This is a genomic window from Marinobacter sediminicola, assembly GCF_031157525.1.
GTDB classification, from domain to species: domain Bacteria; phylum Pseudomonadota; class Gammaproteobacteria; order Pseudomonadales; family Oleiphilaceae; genus Marinobacter; species Marinobacter sediminicola.
On the sequence record NZ_JAVIXR010000001.1, the window covers coordinates 576,051 to 592,910 of the forward strand.

Sequence of the window (16,860 nt, forward strand, 5' to 3'; positions counted from 1 at the left end):
TTACACCAGATGATTTCGGGCAAACAACAACAGCGGAAACACCAAAAGCCAACCTAACGCCAAGGCGGCCAGAGAGAGCGGCAGATCAGGCAGGGCAACGTCTCCCAGTTTGCTTGCCGACCAGTAGGCGAACGGACCTGCAATGGGGGCAAACATAAAGGCCAGCAAGGTTTTGCGGCTGATCCAGTTCAGGGAGTGGCTGAGGGTAGTCATGAAAATTGCCCAGATAGCCACCAGCCATGGCGGGGTAACTCGTAGCCCATCGCCTGTGCTACCGTCACTCAGAATGCCGGTATTGAGCCATAGCCCGTCAAGCAAGGAGCCAACGAGGACCCCTAGCCCTATAAACTGCAGCTCCGTAAAACGTTTCTGGCTCACCAATACAAAATGGATAACCAGAAACGCAACAACCACCAAGGGTCCAATCAGATCGGGATACACCACGCAGTTAAACCAGCCGATCTGAAAGAGTATAAAGTTCAGTACATTACGAGCCGTTTCTGAAGTAATCATACACTCAGTATGTTCTGCCGCTTGTTGCCGGGTTTGGCGAAAACCAACTGTGATACCCCGATAGCCCGCTCGCTGAACCCTGCTTCGCAGTAGGCGAAATAGAAGTGCCAGAGCTTGCGGAAGGCTTGGTCATAGCCCATAGACTCAAGGGTTTCACGGCTGGCCATAAAGCGTTCGCACCAGTCCCGAAGCGTGCGGGCGTAGTGAAAGCCGGTATCTTCTGAGTGGGTCAGAACAAGATTTGACTGATTGCGCACCGATTCCAGAATGGCACCGAAGGAAGGAATAAAACTCCCGGGGAAGATAAACCGCTGGATAAAATCCACGTTATTCAGGGCGCGCTGGTAACGTTGCTCCGGCATGTTAATGGCCTGAACCAGGGCCAGCCCATCTGGCTTCAACAATGCGTTAATCTGGCTGAAATAGCTGTCGAGAAACTGCGGCCCTACGGCCTCGATCATCTCGATGGAAACCAGCTTGTCGAACTGACCTGCCAGATCGCGATAATCATCGAATAGCAGAGTGATTTTGTCGTCCAGGCCCTCGCTGCGTACCCGCTCTTGTGCCAGTTCCAGCTGTTCTTTGGAAATCGTGGTGGTGGTTACGTGGCATCCGTAGTGTTTGGCAGCATGGATGGCAAAGCCTCCCCAGCCGGTGCCTATCTCGATCACCCGGTCGCCGGGCTGTAAGTCCAGTTTCTTACAGATGGTGTCCAGCTTATGAACGGCAGCTTCTTCCAGTGTCGAGTCAGCGCTGGGGTAAATCGCAGAGGAATACATCATGGTGGGATCGAGGAAGATTTCGAACAGATCGTTGCCCAGATCATAATGGGCGCTGATGTTCTTTCTGGAGCCGTCTTTTGTATTGCGGTTCAGCCAGTGCAAGCTCTTCAGTGCAGGCTTGGTGACCCAACTGAACTTGTCTTCAAACTCGTTCATCCGGTCTATATTTCGGGTAAAAAACCGGAGCAGGGCAACAAGATCCGGTGAAGACCAGTCTCCAGCCACATAGGCTTCTGCCGCACCAACACTGCCGCCAGTCAGCAGGTCACGCCATGTGCTTTGGTGGTGAACAATCAGCTCTGCGGGTGGGTGTTCAGAGTTGCCATCGCCAAACACCAGGTCGTCCATGCCGGATTCACGAATGGTGAGGGTACCTGCTCCCAATTGCTTTAGCTGTTGGATAACCAGGTTGCGCGCTATCCGGCTAACCAGTGACGCGTTGCCTTGAGAGTTGGCGATAATATTGGCCGAAGTGTTCATGTTCTCCATGAGCTTACCTTTCCTCGAGTCTTGTTTGAGTCGCCTGTGCTGGTCACATCGACCCCCTGATCTGTGCCTCCCAGCCTGTAGGCGGGGTCACTGTCAGCGAGTTTGTCCGGGTGCGTGTAGAAGGGCGCACCCTTGAATTTCAGCTTCAGCGCGTGCCAGTAAATACCGGCCGCAACCTTGAATGCTTCCACCGGGAACTGGCGCAGACTTTTATGGAGGGTTTTACGAGTGAGAGGGGCTCTCTGGACTACCAGGGTGGCATCAAAATGTTTATTGCCTTCTTCCAGAACGTTCATGTGGACTCTCAGCTCTGGCCCGCGAAAGCTGAATGTCCATTCGTAGTGTTGCGCCATGGCGTTGAAGGGCGATACATGAAAACGTTTGGAGAACCCGAACTGCTCTGTGCGCCATCCGGCTGCATTTGCTTCGCTGCCAATGGTTTCCAGGCAATACACATGGCGCTCATGCCAGGGCGTATTGGTTATTTGTGCCATGATCACAGCAGGAACATCGCCGTTGGCACCGTTTTCGCCAGCGCGATAACAGAAGTAAAAACTCACAGGGTTAAAGATATAGCCCGCGTAGCGGGGGTGGGTAATCAGTTCCACTACACCATCAGGAAACCAGTCTGTTGCAGTTTTCACCTGATCCCGCACAGCTGCTGAAAGATCGCCGGCCTCCGGCCGGAAGTAATCTTTACGTTTCAGGGACATCCAATTGAAGCGTTCAAGTGAAAAGAAGGGGCTCACCTGGGTAACCTGATGCCACTCATCCGTGTCCAAAGCCAGCATGCCTGTGTGGTATTCAAACTCGTGCCGAACCGGATACAGACGTCGGTGGCGGATTGAGCCTTGTAACCATTGGCTGGCCATAGTCAGAGCTCCATTCCAAAATCACCTGTTACCCGCAGGGCACTGCGCACGCCATCTTCATGGAACCCGTTAAACCAGTATGCGCCGCAATAATGGGTACGGTTTTGGTTGCCAATCTCTGTGTAGCGCTCCTGCGCCTGAACGGCATCCAGCGTAAATACAGGATGGGCATAGTTGAAGCGCTTGATCACCTTATCCGGAGCAATGTCTTTACTGCGGTTCAGGGTGACACAGAAAATTTCCGGCGCCTGATCGAAATTTTGCAGGATATTCATGTTGTAGGTAACCGAAACCGGCTCCGAACTGTGCTTTGGGATGTAGTAGTTCCAGGCGGCCCAGGCTCTTTGGTTGTTTGGGAGTACGCTGCTATCGGTATGCAGAACAACATCGTTTTTCTGATAGGGAATGGCGCCCAGAATATCCCGCTCCTGTTCGCTGGGGTCGGTTAGCGTCTCCAGGGCCTGATCGCTATGGCAGGCAAATATAACTTGATCGAACTCATGGGATTGGCCTTGAGCGCTCACCGAAACGCCGCTTTCACTTCGGCTGACAGCGTCTACGGGCGTACTCAGGCGAATGCAGCCTCCAAGCCGATCCATCATTGCCTTGACGTATTGGGCAGAACCGCCGGAAATAACCCTCCAGGTAGGACGGTCGTCAACTGACAGCATGCCGTGGTTATTGAAAAATTGCAGGAAGAAGCGGATCGGGAACTGCTCCAGCACAATCTCGGGCGCCGACCAGATGGCTGCTCCCATAGGCACAATGTAGTAGTTCCGGAAGTACCGGGAATAGCCATTCCGGTTGAGGTAGGCGCCCAGAGTTTCGGTGTTTTCGATCTTTCCAGCCACCATATCGGCCCGGGTTTCCTTGTTAAACCTGAGAATCTCACGAACCATATTCAGGAATCGTAAGTTAAGCAGGTTTTTACGTTGGGCGAACAGCGTATTCAAGCTGGTGCCATTGTATTGCAGGCCTGTGGAGCTGCTGTCCACACTGAAACTCATGTCGCTGACTTCCGAAGGCACACCCAGGCGCTCCATCAGGCGCATGAAATTCGGATAGGTCCAGTCGTTGAACACAATAAAGCCGGTATTCACAGGCCAGACTCGCCCATCTGCCTCCACATATTCGGTGTTGGTGTGCCCACCTGCGTAATCACCGGCTTCAAAGATTTCCACATCGTGTTTTTCTGCCAGAAGCCAAGCAGCCGTGAGGCCAGACACTCCGGCGCCAATCACGGCAATACGCTGACGTTCGTTATTCATCGATTATTTTCCTGTTCGCTGGAACTTTTTCGGGCCATGGAGGCTGCCATTCGGTCGATCAGTGACTGCGGCAGGGCGCCCAAGCATTTAAGAATCCACGTAAAACGCTTTGGGAACGCGATTTCGTTATGGCCCTTGGCAAGACCACTCACAATCCGTTCTGCGGCATCTTCGGCAGTGACGAGAAATGGCATCGGGAAATCGTTGCGGTCAGTCAGTGGCGTTTTTACAAACCCTGGTGATACCAGGACCACATCAATGCCCTCTGCTGCCAGATCCGCACGCAGGCTCTGGGCGAAGTACGCTAATGCCGCCTTGGATGCGCCATAGCCTTCAGCACGAGCGAATGGAAACCACCAGGCTGAAGAGCCCACAATAACCAGGGTGGCTGGTAACCCTTTGGCACGAGTACGGCGAAGTGCAGGCAAGGCGATGTCGACGCAGCGTGCAGTGCCGATCACATTGGTTTCAACATTCTGGGTAATCACATCGCTGTTGTAGTCGGCAACATCAAGGTATTCACAGGTACCCGCGTTGAGGATAGCCATGTTCAGATCGCCAAAGGATTCCAGTACTGGCGCCAGCGCTTGTAGATCCTCTTTGCGGGTTGTGTCCGCCACTGCCGGAGTGATTTTCCCTGCTGCAAGTGTTTGCAGTTGTGCCAGAGGCTCAGCTCGGCGCCCGGTAACGACTAAGCGATGTCCGCCACGCGCGAGGGCCTGGGTTAATGACTCGCCAATCCCTGAACTGGCGCCGGTAATCCAGATGTTGGATACGGTTTTAAGACGCTCACTCATCCTGCGTGCCCCTTCACCCAGCGAATAACACCGCCGATCACCGGCAAGTTTTCATACAGCAGTTGCCCGGCATCAAAATAGTCCCGGTGGTAACAGATCTTGCCGCATTTCACCGCCACATGACTGATGCCTGCGACGTGTATCTCATTGCCGCCGCGAATACGTTTGTGGCGCAAATGCATTACCCAGGGAATAGTGGCAAAGCTGTCCTGAACCACGGCTTCCTCAAAAACAAACTGGCAGGAGATCACGTTGGAATAGGCGCCTGCGAAGTAATGAGTGAGTGCATCAAGGCCTTCTACAGCACCAAGGGGGTCCTGAAACCGGATATCTTTGCTGTACACAGCAGGCAGTTTATTCAGGTTACCCTTGTCCAGCTGGTTGAACAGCGTTTTGAATGCTTCCAATGTGGCGGGCACAGCTGAATTGGGACAGCCAACTTCGATTTTCATTTCTGCACCTTCCTGAGTTCGTCACGCTGTCGGGTTTCTTCCTGAATATGCCTGGGGATCGGATTCAAATCCCAGATGATGCCTAATTTCGATAGAGCCCAAAGCCCATACCAGGTGATGTCTATTTCGTACCAGCGGAAGCCTTGGCGTACAGACTGCGGCCACCGGTGGTGATTGTTATGCCAGCCTTCGCCCAGAGTCAGCAGTGCTAACCAAAAATTATTTCGGCTATCGTCGGCTGTCTCAAACCGACGTTTGCCCCACACATGGGAGAGCGAGTTAATTGAAACGGTTGCGTGAAACAGCGCCACCGTTGATATGAAAAATCCCCAGACCAGCATTTGCAGGCCGTTGGTGCCAAGCCCTGGCGCCCAGGCTGCCAGCGCCTCACCCAAGCCGTAGATCAAAACAGCCGAAGCAGCGGGTACCAAGGCATCAAAACGGTTCAGAAGCTTGAGTTCCGGGAATTTTAGCCAGTCGCGTATGCGTTTTTCATCAGTAATAAAACCTGCATCACAGGTAAACCACCCCATGTGGGCCCACCAGAAACCGCCTTGGTGAGGGGAGTGCAGGTCTTGTTCCCGGTCAGAATGCTGGTGGTGGTGTCGATGGTGCGCTGCCCACCAAAGTGGCCCTCGCTGAGCGGCACTGGCGCCGAGTACACCAAATACAAATTGTGCGGTGCGGCTGGTTTTGAAGGTCTTGTGGGCAAAGTACCGATGATAGAATCCGGTAATGGCGAACATTCTCAGCCAAAAAAACACCAAGGCGAAACCAGCAGCAAACCCACTAACGCCTGTGTAGAAGGCCAGTAAACAGGCCAGGTGCAAGGCCAGAAACGGTATGACCCGCACAATGTTAAAGGCGCGGGATGTTGCATCAATGTGATCCGAACCGGCGTCGGAATCGAACCATCTTTGAATGTTGATAAACAAATTTTGCACTCGGGTCATACCCTGATTGCCCTTTTGCTCTGAATGGAACCTGCACAGCGAGGTGTTCGGAAAACCCGGGCCCTTTCGCTTGCTGGTTTGTACGCTCTGACCACAGTCATTGGATGCACCTTAAACCATGTTTAATGAGACGATTTGTGGAAATGATATACGCCGTATTGCGATAGTTGGTTCAGGCCTTGCGGGTTTAACTGCCGCCATCAAACTGAAACAGCAGGGTCACGACGTAACAGTCTTTGAAAAAAGCCGGGGGCCCGGAGGCAGGCTCGCATCAAAAAGGGTTGCTGGCGGATCCGCAGACATTGGTGCTCAATACTTCACTGCCCGGAATCCGGACTTTCTGCCATTTCTGACAGAGTTTGCCGGGAAGAACAGCTTTGGTGTGTGGAAAGGCCACCTGGGATTTCAGGACAAGCAAGGCCAGTGGCAGGGATTTCCTGACGAACTTCGTTATGTTGGTACGCCGCGAATGACCGCTATTTCACGTGCGCTGGCGGCCCATGTAAATGTGGTGGCAGAAATCCGGATTGAGCAACTTACCCGCAACAAGGGTAGGTGGTTACTTTGGGATACCAGTGGAGAGCAGGTGGGCCAATTCGATCAGGTTATTATCACTGCGCCGCCGGCCCAGGCCAGAGATTTGCTGGTACAGAGTGATTTGCTTGAACTGGCCGCACAGCTTGATGATGCAGTAAGCCGGGTTTTACCTTGCTGGGCTGTGGCCGCCAGATTTGAGGAGAATCCATGGTCGCGCCACGTTGGCATGCGGTGTGATCACCCCGCTCTTTACTGGGTGGCCAATAACTCCAGCAAACCTGGGCGTGAGAATGCAGATTCCCAGGATAAAGGCGTGTGGTGGGTGTTGCATGCAAACGCAGACTGGACGGAACAGCATGTCGATGCAACGCCGGAGCAGGTAATGGCGAACCTGATCGCAGCCTTCCGGGAGCTGACCGGAACAGACACGAGCGTGACCGATTCAGTCGCTCATCGCTGGCTGTATGCCCGATCAGAAGGGGGTGCCAACCCGGGCCACCTTTGGTTTGAAGAGCAGGGGATCGGCCTTGCGGGCGATTGGCTCTGCGGCGGCAGGGTTGAAGGCGCTTTCGACAGCGCCTCTAGCTTGGTATCTGCCTGTTCGGGAAAGCCGATTAACCGCTAATTTCTGTGCTGGGCTCTATGGTGGAGTCCGGGCGGGTATAAAAGTGTGTGATGGTTCCGTCGCTGAACTTGCTGAAAAAGGCACTGACATCGGTGATCTTCTTCAGGGAGCGGGTACGGTTCACCGGGTCCCGCACCAGCACCTTTATGCCGTTGAAGTTATCCTGAATGTTGGAAAAACGAGCCCGCATGGAGCAAGTAACCACGTGGGCCGGATTCAATTCCATAGCTTCGGCCAGCCAGTCGCTGTGGCTGGTAATGCCACTGGTTGACAGATCTTCCCGGGTATCCAAATGGTTCAGCTTTACTCGGTTGACGATGCAGAAAGAAAAACTGTCGGGGCGCTGGCGGGCAACCTTCCGGAAAGCCTCCCAAAAGAAGTTATCAGTGAGCTCTGCAAAGTACTGCATGTTGCTAAGGCAGGTATCAATCCACTCAAAGCTCTCTGCATCCTCCAGAACTTCGTTGATGGCCTCACGCAGCAGCCAGTCGAATCCCAGTGCTGTTTTGTGGGCGTATACCTTGCGGTACATCTGGTAGCGGCTGTATACAAAGTCTTCCAGCGCCCCCAAACCTTTCTGAGTAATAGCCAGCCCAAGCCAGGGTTCGGATTCGTCCCATCCAATACGCAGGTTGCTCAGCAGGTGGTCGAGGTTGAACCCACCGATGGTCACCGACGAGTGAAACCCGTCGCGGAGCATGTAATCCGCGCGATCGGCATCAATTTCCCCGGATACGATGGATGAGAGCAGGCCAAGCACCAGCTGTGGAATATTCTCGCTGATCAAAGATCCGGCTTCTGCATCTGCTCCTGCGATAAAGCCCCAGAAGGTTCTGGCATGGCGGCAGAAGGTTTCGCTTGGTGTCACCTCGGTGGTTTCCATAATGCCGATAACATCTTCGGCATGAAGCCCGGCTCCTTCCATATCTACCGCTGCGAGCACATCGTGCGCTACCCGCACGGAATAGTGCTCATGCTCCAGTTCCTCTGGTTCGGCACGGTGGTAGGCGGAATAATCGACACCTTCCCACAGATCGGCAAAGCGACCTGGGCGGCTCATCAGATCACGAATCCGCTGTGCCTTGGTGAACTGGTGCGAGAAGCTTGAGTGCCCGCTGTCATGAAGCAAGCACCCCATGCGAATGGTTTTTGCCAGGTAATCAATGGCGTCCAGTTGGCTCAAGCTGAGATCTGTCTGGTTGCTAAGCTGACGCTCGCGCAGGTAGGCGTCGATCATGGAGCGGAACATTCGTGTGCCAACGTGCATCACCCCAATACTGTGCAAAAACCGGGAGTGTGTTGCGCCGGGGAATACCAGGCTGAGAATGTCGTTTTGGCAGATGTTCCGCAGGCGTTGGAACAGAGGGTGGTCAATCACCTGCACCTCATGACGGTATAACGGAATCGCGCCGTGAACCGGGTCCATAATCAGCTTGTCATAAGCGCCCAACAGGTCATTTACTGCACTTCTCATTCGCAGGAATCTCCGGGTTTCGTGAAACTGGCCTTGTTATATCACAGAGGCGTGCCAAAATAGGTTTTGAAACGCCAATTTTCCTTTATCGCTGGTAGTTTAGGGCAGCAGCCATGACCTCGCGCACCGGGCGCCTACTCATTCGAATCCTGATCATTGATGCAGACGAGAAGACTCGCGCTGAACTTGCGCGCTACCTTGAAACCAGGGGCTTTTATGTGTCTGGCTATCGTGATCTGGCCACGGCAAGTGCAGTTATTGAAGATAACATGCCCGATGTTATCTTTGCAGACCTCATGCCTCCTCAGATCGAGAGCTTGGCGGATCAGTTGGAAGAAGCCGAATCACCCACGCCAATTGTTGCATTCTCCGCCACTGAATCGAGCAAAGAGGTCGTCGATGCGCTTCGTTCAGGGGCCTCGGATTTCGTACTTAAACCATTTGGTAAAGATAAAAAGTCCCTGAGTGATGTAATTCGCAAATTACTCGACCGTGTAAGGTTGAGTCGCCTTAATCAGCTGTATCGCCAGGAACTTGAAGACGCCAACCGCGACCTTCGAAATGGTATTGCCGAACTGCGGGCTGATCAAAGGGCAGGGCGAAAAGTCCAGATGCGCATGTTGCCCGAGAAAGAGCAGTTTACCGGTGGCCTGTATGTTGATCACTTGATTAAACCTTCGCTCTTTCTGAGTGGTGATTTTCTCGATTACTTCCCGCTTAGTGAAGACAAAACGCTGGTTTATATTGCCGATGTGTCTGGCCACGGTGCCAGCTCTGCATTTGTCACTGTGCTGCTGAAAAACCTGAGTAACCGTTTACAGCGAAATCTTCGCCGCGGATCCACCGATGACATTCTTTATCCTGATCGGTTTTTGCAGCGCATTAACTCCGAGCTGCTCGACACGGGTCTCGGAAAACACGTAACGATGTTTGTTGGTATCATTTCTCTTAGCGAGCGTAAGTTACGGTATTCGGTGGGCGGACATTTTCCGATGCCGGTGCTCTCTTTTGATGGTGGAGAAACGGCATTTCTCGAAGGCAGCGGCCTTCCGATCGGACTGTTTGAAACCCCGGAGTGGGAAGTATACGACGTTGCTTTGGACAAACCGTTTCATCTGATTCTGTTTTCAGATGGGATTCTGGAAGTCATCCGGCAAAAGAGTCTGGATGAAAAGGAGCAGAGACTACTTGAACTCGTATCTGGAGGTCGTCACACTGTCGCATCTCTAAGCGAGGCTCTCAATCTCGATGAGATCACGGAGTTGCCGGACGATATCGGTATAGTGACGGTTACTGATACAGTGAAAGTGTCAGACAACACATCGTTGAAATAATGGCAGTGTGAGAGACATGGCTGGTTACAAGATCCTACAGGCTGAAAAACAGGGCATTTATGTCCTTAAGTTTATTGGAGAAATCCGGCTGAACCTTTGTTGCACGCTGGACAATCTGGTTGATTCCATTACCCTGGATCCGCATTTTAAAACCGTGGTTATTGATCTCACGGAAACCGAAATTATTGACAGCACTACCCTCGGCCTCCTCGCCAAAATTGCGATGGCAGCCCAAAAGCAAAGCCAGTTCTTACCTACGCTTATTACGACCAACCCCGACATTACCCGTATTATCACCTCCATGGGCTTTGATAAGATCTTCATTATCGTCCGTGAGCCTGCCTCCCGCATCGAAGAACTCGAAGAAATACCTGTACTGAGAGCGAGCGAACAGGACGTGCGTGACAGGGTACTGGCTGCTCATAAGGTTCTTATGGGGCTGAACAGCCAAAACCGGGAAGAGTTCAAGAATCTTGTTCGCGCTCTGGAGTGCGAAGAACCCGGCTGAAATGCTGTGTTTGCCTCATCAGGGCCCCAACAGATTCGAACCTGATTCAAAACAGACGGAATAACTATGCCCGAAAAAAACGAGCCTCTAAAAAATGGGGCCGAAGAGCCGGTGCACGATGTAGCGGTTCTCGGAGGAGGCAGCTTTGGCTCTGCCCTGGCAAAAGTACTTGGTGAGAATGGCCACCGGGTGCACTTCTGGATGCGTGATGAGGCCCAGGCCGAAGAAATACGCACAACCGGCATTAACAGCCGTTATATGCCAGATGTCGTTATCAAAGGCGATATACAGCCGACCACGGACCTGGCCAGCGCTGTAAACAAAGCGGAAATCGTATTTGTCGCCATCCCCAGCAAGGCATTCCGTGCCGTAATCAAAGAAAACAGTGGCAACTTTCCTCAAGGGCAGATTGTTGTAAGCCTGACCAAGGGCATCGAAGCCAATGGCTTCAAGCTCATGAGCGAAATTCTCCAAGAAGAAATCCCTCATTGTCGCATTGGGGTTCTAAGCGGCCCGAACCTTGCGAGCGAAATTGCAAACCGGGAGCTTACCGCCACGGTGATTGCAGCCAAAGATCCCCAGGTAAGAAGCAGGGTTCAGGATCTTCTCGGATGTGAGTACTTCCGTGTGTACGCCAACGTGGACATCTACGGCGTAGAACTAGCAGGCGCACTCAAGAATATCTACGCCATTGTTTCTGGTTTAGCCTCCGCCTTGAATATGGGTGAAAACGCCAAGGCCATGCTGATTACCCGCGGGCTTGCCGAAATGAGCCGCTTTGCTGTCAGCCTTGGAGCCAACCCGATGACCTTTATGGGGCTTGCGGGCGTAGGCGATCTGATTGCTACCTGCACTTCTTCAAAAAGCCGAAATTACCGGGTTGGCCATGCTGTAGGCCAGGGTAAGAAACTGGATGATGCTGTGGCCGAACTGGGCCAGGTAGCGGAAGGCATCTACACGCTGGAACTGGTGAAAGAAAAGGCTGAAGAGCTAGGGATCTACATGCCCTTGGTTCGCGGGCTTTTTGAGATTTTGTACGGAGACGCGCCCATCAGTGCCGTAATCAACAAGCTGATGATGTCTGTGCAGAACTCCGACGTGGAGTTCATACTGCCCAGGACAGTCGCAGAATAAAGAGTAATACGGGAGCCACTATTGGAGGTTAACTGTGCATCTGCTCATTATGCGTCATGGCGAGGCTGGTTGGCACTCGCTTGATCAGGAACGAACGCTCACCGAAATTGGCCGCAAGCAGGTTGCGCAGTGCGCGACGCAGATCGCCTCGTCGCCTTGGCGCCCAGAAGTAATCTGGAGCAGCCCCTACATACGTGCACGGCAAACAGCGGCCATTGTTTCAGAGATTCTGAACTGCCCTGTGGAAGAGAAAGATTTCATCACACCGGATGACGACCCTGGGGTTTGTCTGAATGCTCTGCTTGAAAACAAGCACTCACCGTTAATGTTGGTATCGCATATGCCTTTGGTGGGAGCCTTGTCTACATTGCTTATTGATGGGCATCGCCGGGGCATTCCCTTTATGACCTCGCAAGCAGTGGTCCTTGATATGCCCGTTGTAGGCCCTGGCTGCGCCGACTTGAAAACCCAGTTTTTGCCCTGATTAAATTAGGATCAGGGTCACTTCTTTTGTTTGAGTACATACTATGTACAGCTTTCCTATTGATTATGTTGAGCCCGTTTTCCGGCCACCCAGCGAAGCAAAATCGCTGATTCTGCCGGTAACCAACGGCTGCTCCTGGAATAAATGCACCTTCTGTGAAATGTACACTCAGCCACAGAAAAAATTCCGCGCCCGCAAGCCGGAGGATGTCCGCAAGGATATTGAAAATGCAGCCAACAGCCTGGGCGGAGTAAAGCGGGTGTTTCTGGCGGATGGTGACGCCATGGTGCTGCCCACCCGGCGATTGCTGGAGATACTGGGGGAGTTGAATGCGGCGTTCCCGGAATTGCAGCGAGTGTCCAGCTACTGCCTACCCAGAAACCTCGCCAAGAAGACTGTGGAAGAACTCAAACAGCTGCGGGAAGCCGGGCTAAAGATTCTCTACGTTGGAATGGAATCCGGGGACGACGAGGTCTTGCAGCGCATCAATAAAGGGGAAACCTGGGAATCAACGCGCTCTGCCTTGGTGAAAATTCGTGAAGCGGGGCTAACCAGTTCTGTAATGGTGCTGAATGGTTTAGGTGGCGAAACCCTTTCCCGCCAACATGCCATCAATACGGCAACCCTGTGCAACGAAACCCAGCCCGATTACCTCTCTACTCTGGTGGTCAGCTTTCCCCAGGGAGAAGAACGTTTCCGTGAAGGGTTTGGTGCGGATTTTGTACCGCTTTCCCAGCAAGGGCTGTTTGAGGAGATTAAAACCTTTCTTGAACACCTTGAACTCGATAAAACCATATTCAGAAGCGACCACGCCTCAAATTATCTGGTCCTTAAAGGAACCCTGGGGCGGGACAAGCAGAAATTGTTGGATCAGGTTAACCTTGCCATCACAAGCCCGGGCGCAGTGCCGCTCAGGGCCGAGTGGCAGCGTGGGTTGTAAATTACCGATTAACGGAGCTGAGATATGAGCCAGAGCCCGGACAATCTTGTTGAACAGGTGCAAAAAGCTGGAAAAAATCTCAGCCATCCACCGTTGGAAAAGTGGCACCCGGAACTTTCCGGAGACATGGATTTGCGGATTAGCCGTGATGGCCTATGGATTCACAAGGGCGACCCAATCGGCCGGGAAGCTATCGTGAAATTGTTTTCAACCATACTCCGCCGTGAGGAAGACGGGCACTACTACCTGGTAACGCCTGTAGAGAAGTGGCGGATTCAGGTTGAGGATACGCCTTTGCTTGCTCACTCTCTTACCGTTGAGGGAAGCGGCGAGCAACAGATCATTAAGTTAACCACCAACGTGGGCGAAACTATTGAAGTTGGCGTGGACCATCCCCTCGAAGTCGGCAGCTATGAGGCGTCGGATCAACCCCGGCCCATAGTGCGCATACGCCATGGTGTCGACGCCCGCCTTGTAACCGCGGCTTACTACGATTTGGCAGAGTATGTTGTGGAACAAACCATCGACGGAAAGCCGGTATTGGGCGTATTCAGCCACGGAAATTTCTACAAAATCGGGCAGGGCGGTTGAAAAGCCTGGGGGCGCCCCCAGAAATGACGGTGGAAAACGCACTCTGTCACTTGTTAAACTGTGTTTTCATTCTTGTTACGAGCCTGGCTCTCAAACGAGGCCCGGTGGTCGTTAGTCCCTCTGTTCAGTCTGGCTGTTCATGATTACTTTCGATTGCCCTTAATCAATCAAACAGTCATTGCGACACTCAAGGAGATCACATGGCCCAACCTCGCGTTGTTACCATCCACTACACGCTCACCAACAACCAGGGAGAAGAGCTGGACTCCTCCCGTGGCGAAGGTCGCGAGCCTCTGTCTTATCTGGAAGGTGCACAAAACATCATCGGTGGGCTGGAAAGCGCACTGAACGAGAAGAACGCAGGCGACCAGGTTAAAGTTTCTGTTGAGCCTGCTGAAGGCTACGGCGAAATCAACGAAGAGCTGGTTCAGCCAGTTCCACGTACCGCGTTTGAAGGTGTCGACACCATCGAACCAGGTATGCAGTTCCAGGCACAGACCCCGGGCGGCCCCCAGGTTGTGCGTGTTGTGGAAGTAAGCGAAGAAACCGTCACCATCGACGCGAACCACCCGCTTGCTGGCGAGACTCTGCACTTTGATGTTGAAGTCATCGAAGCGCGTGACGCCACTGAAGAAGAACAGGAACACGGTCACGCTCACTAAGAGTGTAAGTGCCGGTTCTGAAGAGGGCTCCTTTGGGAGCCCTTTTTTTGTCCGCCTATAAAGCGAGAATAAAAAAACGGAGCTGCGGATTCAACCGCAACTCCGTTCTTTCAAAGCATCGGGTAAATCGATGCTTTAGGCTACCACGCCAACTTACATGTTGGGGTAGTTTGGACCACCGCCGCCTTCGGGCGTTACCCAGGTAATGTTCTGTGCAGGGTCCTTGATATCACAGGTCTTGCAGTGAACACAGTTCTGAGCGTTGATCTGGAAGCGCATTCCGCTGCCGTCGTCCTTTTCAACCACTTCGTAAACCCCTGCAGGGCAGTAGCGCTGAGCAGGCTCATCGTACTTCGGCAGGTTGTGGTTAATGGGGATGTCAGGGTCGGTCAGCTTCAGGTGAACCGGCTGGTTTTCCGCGTGGTTGGTGTTGGAAATAAACACCGACGTCAGGCGGTCAAAGGTCAGCTTGTTATCCGGCTTGGGATAACTGACCTTTTTGCACTCAGCCGCAGGTTTCATTGTGGCGTAGTCAGGCGTCAAGTCACGCAGGGTGAACGGCAGGCTTCTGCGCAGAATGTTCTGCTCGAAGAATGCGACTGCACCACCAATGAAATTGCCGAACTTATGCATCGCTGGACCAAAGTTGCGCTCATCGTACAACTCTTTATACAGCCAGCTCTTTTCAAAACGGTCTGCAAAACTGGTGATTTCCTCACCAGTCTGGCCATTCTTAAGTGCTTCAAATACTGCTTCAGCGCCCAAAAGGCCAGATTTCATAGCAGTGTGAGACCCTTTAATCTTGGAGCTGTTCAGGGTGCCCGCATCGCAACCCAGTATCAGGCCGCCGGGGAAGCTCATCTTGGGCAGGGCATTGTATCCACCCTTGCTCAGGGCCCGCGCGCCATAGGATACCCGCTTGCCGCCGTCCAGGTACTTTCGGAATTCAGGGTGGAGCTTGAGGCGTTGGAATTCTTCAAACGGGCTCATGTGTGGGTTGCTGTAGGAAAGATCAGCAATCAACCCAACGTAGACCTGGCCGTTCTCAAGGTGATAAAGGAAGGAGCCACCGGTAGAGCCGGTTTCTGTCAGAGGCCAGCCGGTTGTGTGAACGACAAGGCCCGGCTCATGTTTGGCAGGGTCAATGTCCCACAGCTCTTTAATACCGATGCCGTAGTGCTGGGGGTCTTTGCCTTCGTCGAGATTGAAATCTTTAATCAGACGCTTGCCCAGGTGCCCACGACAGCCTTCGGTAAACAGTGTGTACTTGGCGCGCAGTTCCATGCCCGGCATGTAGCCGTCTTTTTCAGAGCCATCGGCTGCAACGCCCATGTCACCGGTAATGATGCCTTTAACCTGGCCGTCTTCTACAATCGTCTCAGCTGCAGCAAACCCTGGGTATACTTCTACGCCCAGGGCTTCCGCCTGTTCACCAAGCCAGCGGCACAGGTTACCAAGGCTGATAATATAGTTGCCATGGTTGTGCATGTTCTTCGGTACGAAAGCGTTTGGTATCTTGGTTCCCTTATCCTGGTTCTTCAGCAGGAAAATATCGTCACGGGTAACCGGAGTGTTCAGTGGGGCGCCTTTCTCTTTCCAATCGGGAAAGAGTTCATTGAGGGCGGTGGGTTCAAATACGGTACCGGCCAGAATGTGCGCGCCGATCTCGGAACCTTTCTCTACTACGCACACCGTCAGTTCTTCGCCAGACTCTTGTGCCAGCTGCATAACTCGGCAAGCTGCCGACAAGCCAGCAGGGCCGCCGCCGACGATAAGAACATCAAATTCCATCGATTCGCGTTCCACGTTGGTCTCCTCAAACATCTTTTAATGGATTTTGTATGCCCGTAGGCTTTTTTAAAATTCTGGGGCGCCATCATACCGGTAAATGTTTGCCCAGACGACTACCCACAGGCGAATACTCAGCCTTTATAAGCTTAAAGGATAACGTATTTGAGGATTCAAACAAACGTTTGTTTGAATTTTAGCCAAAGGTTTGGCATTGTAGATTCGTACTGTAAAACAGTGCGCTGAGCCGCCCGGTGCGTGTGTTTCTGCCCTTATCAGCAGTTGCTGTATCGGTTAATTGGCTCAGAAAACATCTGTGGCGCGTCTAACTGGACTATTGACCCGTTTAATCTTTGCCTTCAGTATTAGTCCGCCGTGACGGATGGCCCCAGTGCGAGGCCGCTGTTTGTAACGTTCGGTCTGTATACCAGTTTACCGGTATCTTGCCGAGACGCAGCAATCGAGAATGCTCTGTCACCCGCCCATTCAGGGCCTGTCTAAGAGTATTTTTTGGTTGAGAGTCATTAACCCATCGTAGAAGAACGAGGAATCTATGAAGGTTCTGGTCGCTGTAAAACGAGTAATCGACTACAACGTAAAGGTACGCGTCAAGCCGGATAACACTGGTGTTGATCTCGCCAACGTCAAAATGGCAAT

Annotated in this window: 17 protein-coding genes and 1 pseudogene; 9 read left to right on the forward strand and 9 right to left on the reverse strand. The window is 52.7% G+C overall.

Features of this window, described 5'->3' with window-relative positions; translation table 11 throughout:
- From RG807_RS02565 to RG807_RS02595, 7 genes are read right to left on the reverse strand one after another with little or no spacing between them, the layout of a single operon-like run.
- Positions 1–513, reverse strand: a complete 513-nt coding sequence (locus RG807_RS02565) for a DUF2878 domain-containing protein (protein ID WP_309043453.1) — start codon at positions 511–513, stop codon at positions 1–3.
- Positions 510–1,784 carry a class I SAM-dependent methyltransferase gene (locus RG807_RS02570; protein ID WP_309043454.1) on the reverse strand — a complete coding sequence of 425 codons (1,275 nt, stop codon included), beginning with the start codon at positions 1,782–1,784 and terminating at the stop codon, positions 510–512. Before RG807_RS02570 ends, RG807_RS02565 begins: the two co-directional genes overlap by 4 nt.
- The gene (locus RG807_RS02575; protein ID WP_309043455.1) at positions 1,772–2,656 is read right to left on the reverse strand and encodes a DUF1365 domain-containing protein; all 885 of its coding nucleotides are present in this window, start codon (positions 2,654–2,656) and stop codon (positions 1,772–1,774) included. The genes RG807_RS02570 and RG807_RS02575 overlap by 13 nt, the downstream gene beginning before the upstream one ends.
- A 2-nt stretch (positions 2,657–2,658) precedes the next feature.
- On the reverse strand, positions 2,659–3,924 hold the full coding sequence (locus tag RG807_RS02580) for an NAD(P)/FAD-dependent oxidoreductase (RefSeq protein WP_309043456.1): 1,266 nt from the start codon (positions 3,922–3,924) through the stop codon (positions 2,659–2,661).
- A complete protein-coding gene (locus RG807_RS02585; RefSeq protein WP_309043457.1) occupies positions 3,921–4,721 on the reverse strand; it encodes an SDR family NAD(P)-dependent oxidoreductase in 801 nt (266 codons plus the stop codon). Before RG807_RS02585 ends, RG807_RS02580 begins: the two co-directional genes overlap by 4 nt.
- A complete protein-coding gene (locus RG807_RS02590; RefSeq protein ID WP_309043458.1) occupies positions 4,718–5,173 on the reverse strand; it encodes a nuclear transport factor 2 family protein in 456 nt (151 codons plus the stop codon). The genes RG807_RS02585 and RG807_RS02590 overlap by 4 nt, the downstream gene beginning before the upstream one ends.
- Positions 5,170–6,126 carry an acyl-CoA desaturase gene (locus RG807_RS02595; protein WP_309043459.1) on the reverse strand — a complete coding sequence of 319 codons (957 nt, stop codon included), beginning with the start codon at positions 6,124–6,126 and terminating at the stop codon, positions 5,170–5,172. Before RG807_RS02595 ends, RG807_RS02590 begins: the two co-directional genes overlap by 4 nt.
- Before the next feature lie 118 nt (positions 6,127–6,244).
- Between RG807_RS02595 and RG807_RS02600 the strand changes: the two genes are divergently transcribed.
- Positions 6,245–7,288 carry an NAD(P)/FAD-dependent oxidoreductase gene (locus tag RG807_RS02600; protein WP_309043460.1) on the forward strand — a complete coding sequence of 348 codons (1,044 nt, stop codon included), beginning with the start codon at positions 6,245–6,247 and terminating at the stop codon, positions 7,286–7,288.
- On the opposite strand, the gene RG807_RS02605 is transcribed toward RG807_RS02600, so the two are convergent.
- Entirely contained in the window at positions 7,278–8,762 is a 1,485-nt protein-coding gene (locus RG807_RS02605) for an HD domain-containing protein (protein ID WP_309043461.1), read from the reverse strand. The two genes, RG807_RS02600 and RG807_RS02605, sit on opposite strands and share 11 nt — an antisense overlap.
- Before the next feature lie 113 nt (positions 8,763–8,875).
- On the opposite strand from RG807_RS02605, the gene RG807_RS02610 reads away from it, so the two are divergent.
- The 7 genes from RG807_RS02610 (at position 8,876) to RG807_RS02640 (ending at position 14,415) form a co-directional block, all read left to right on the forward strand.
- Positions 8,876–10,096, forward strand: a complete 1,221-nt coding sequence (locus RG807_RS02610) for a PP2C family protein-serine/threonine phosphatase (RefSeq protein ID WP_309043462.1) — start codon at positions 8,876–8,878, stop codon at positions 10,094–10,096.
- Between the two features lie 16 nt (positions 10,097–10,112).
- Positions 10,113–10,604, forward strand: a complete 492-nt coding sequence (locus RG807_RS02615) for an STAS domain-containing protein (RefSeq protein WP_309043463.1) — start codon at positions 10,113–10,115, stop codon at positions 10,602–10,604.
- Between the two features lie 66 nt (positions 10,605–10,670).
- A complete protein-coding gene (locus tag RG807_RS02620; RefSeq protein ID WP_309043464.1) occupies positions 10,671–11,738 on the forward strand; it encodes an NAD(P)H-dependent glycerol-3-phosphate dehydrogenase in 1,068 nt (355 codons plus the stop codon).
- A gap of 34 nt (positions 11,739–11,772) precedes the next feature.
- Positions 11,773–12,222 carry a phosphohistidine phosphatase SixA gene (gene sixA / locus RG807_RS02625; RefSeq protein ID WP_298447158.1) on the forward strand — a complete coding sequence of 150 codons (450 nt, stop codon included), beginning with the start codon at positions 11,773–11,775 and terminating at the stop codon, positions 12,220–12,222.
- A 43-nt stretch (positions 12,223–12,265) separates the two neighbouring features.
- A complete protein-coding gene (locus RG807_RS02630; RefSeq protein ID WP_309043465.1) occupies positions 12,266–13,162 on the forward strand; it encodes a radical SAM protein in 897 nt (298 codons plus the stop codon).
- A gap of 24 nt (positions 13,163–13,186) precedes the next feature.
- Positions 13,187–13,753 (forward strand): DUF1285 domain-containing protein, encoded by a 567-nt coding sequence (locus tag RG807_RS02635; RefSeq protein ID WP_200369555.1) that lies wholly within the window; start codon positions 13,187–13,189, stop codon positions 13,751–13,753.
- A 200-nt stretch (positions 13,754–13,953) separates the two neighbouring features.
- Positions 13,954–14,415, forward strand: a complete 462-nt coding sequence (locus RG807_RS02640) for an FKBP-type peptidyl-prolyl cis-trans isomerase (protein ID WP_309043466.1) — start codon at positions 13,954–13,956, stop codon at positions 14,413–14,415.
- A gap of 153 nt (positions 14,416–14,568) precedes the next feature.
- Here the strand turns inward: RG807_RS02640 and RG807_RS02645 are convergent, their stop codons facing one another.
- Entirely contained in the window at positions 14,569–16,221 is a 1,653-nt protein-coding gene (locus tag RG807_RS02645; RefSeq protein WP_309043467.1) for an electron transfer flavoprotein-ubiquinone oxidoreductase, read from the reverse strand.
- Between the two features lie 535 nt (positions 16,222–16,756).
- Here RG807_RS02645 and RG807_RS02650 point away from each other — a divergent pair.
- A pseudogene (locus tag RG807_RS02650) lies at positions 16,757–16,860 on the forward strand (electron transfer flavoprotein subunit beta/FixA family protein); the annotation flags it as partial.

Coding starts and splice junctions, on each gene's coding strand:
- RG807_RS02565 (WP_309043453.1), bottom strand. CDS start 513: ATGATTACTTCAGAAACGGCTCGTAATGTACTGAACTTTATACTCTTT.
- RG807_RS02570 (WP_309043454.1), bottom strand. CDS start 1,784: ATGGAGAACATGAACACTTCGGCCAATATTATCGCCAACTCTCAAGGC.
- RG807_RS02575 (WP_309043455.1), bottom strand. CDS start 2,656: ATGGCCAGCCAATGGTTACAAGGCTCAATCCGCCACCGACGTCTGTAT.
- RG807_RS02580 (WP_309043456.1), bottom strand. CDS start 3,924: ATGAATAACGAACGTCAGCGTATTGCCGTGATTGGCGCCGGAGTGTCT.
- RG807_RS02585 (WP_309043457.1), bottom strand. CDS start 4,721: ATGAGTGAGCGTCTTAAAACCGTATCCAACATCTGGATTACCGGCGCC.
- RG807_RS02590 (WP_309043458.1), bottom strand. CDS start 5,173: ATGAAAATCGAAGTTGGCTGTCCCAATTCAGCTGTGCCCGCCACATTG.
- RG807_RS02595 (WP_309043459.1), bottom strand. CDS start 6,126: ATGACCCGAGTGCAAAATTTGTTTATCAACATTCAAAGATGGTTCGAT.
- RG807_RS02600 (WP_309043460.1), top strand. CDS start 6,245: ATGTTTAATGAGACGATTTGTGGAAATGATATACGCCGTATTGCGATA.
- RG807_RS02605 (WP_309043461.1), bottom strand. CDS start 8,762: ATGAGAAGTGCAGTAAATGACCTGTTGGGCGCTTATGACAAGCTGATT.
- RG807_RS02610 (WP_309043462.1), top strand. CDS start 8,876: ATGACCTCGCGCACCGGGCGCCTACTCATTCGAATCCTGATCATTGAT.
- RG807_RS02615 (WP_309043463.1), top strand. CDS start 10,113: ATGGCTGGTTACAAGATCCTACAGGCTGAAAAACAGGGCATTTATGTC.
- RG807_RS02620 (WP_309043464.1), top strand. CDS start 10,671: ATGCCCGAAAAAAACGAGCCTCTAAAAAATGGGGCCGAAGAGCCGGTG.
- RG807_RS02630 (WP_309043465.1), top strand. CDS start 12,266: ATGTACAGCTTTCCTATTGATTATGTTGAGCCCGTTTTCCGGCCACCC.
- RG807_RS02635 (WP_200369555.1), top strand. CDS start 13,187: ATGAGCCAGAGCCCGGACAATCTTGTTGAACAGGTGCAAAAAGCTGGA.
- RG807_RS02640 (WP_309043466.1), top strand. CDS start 13,954: ATGGCCCAACCTCGCGTTGTTACCATCCACTACACGCTCACCAACAAC.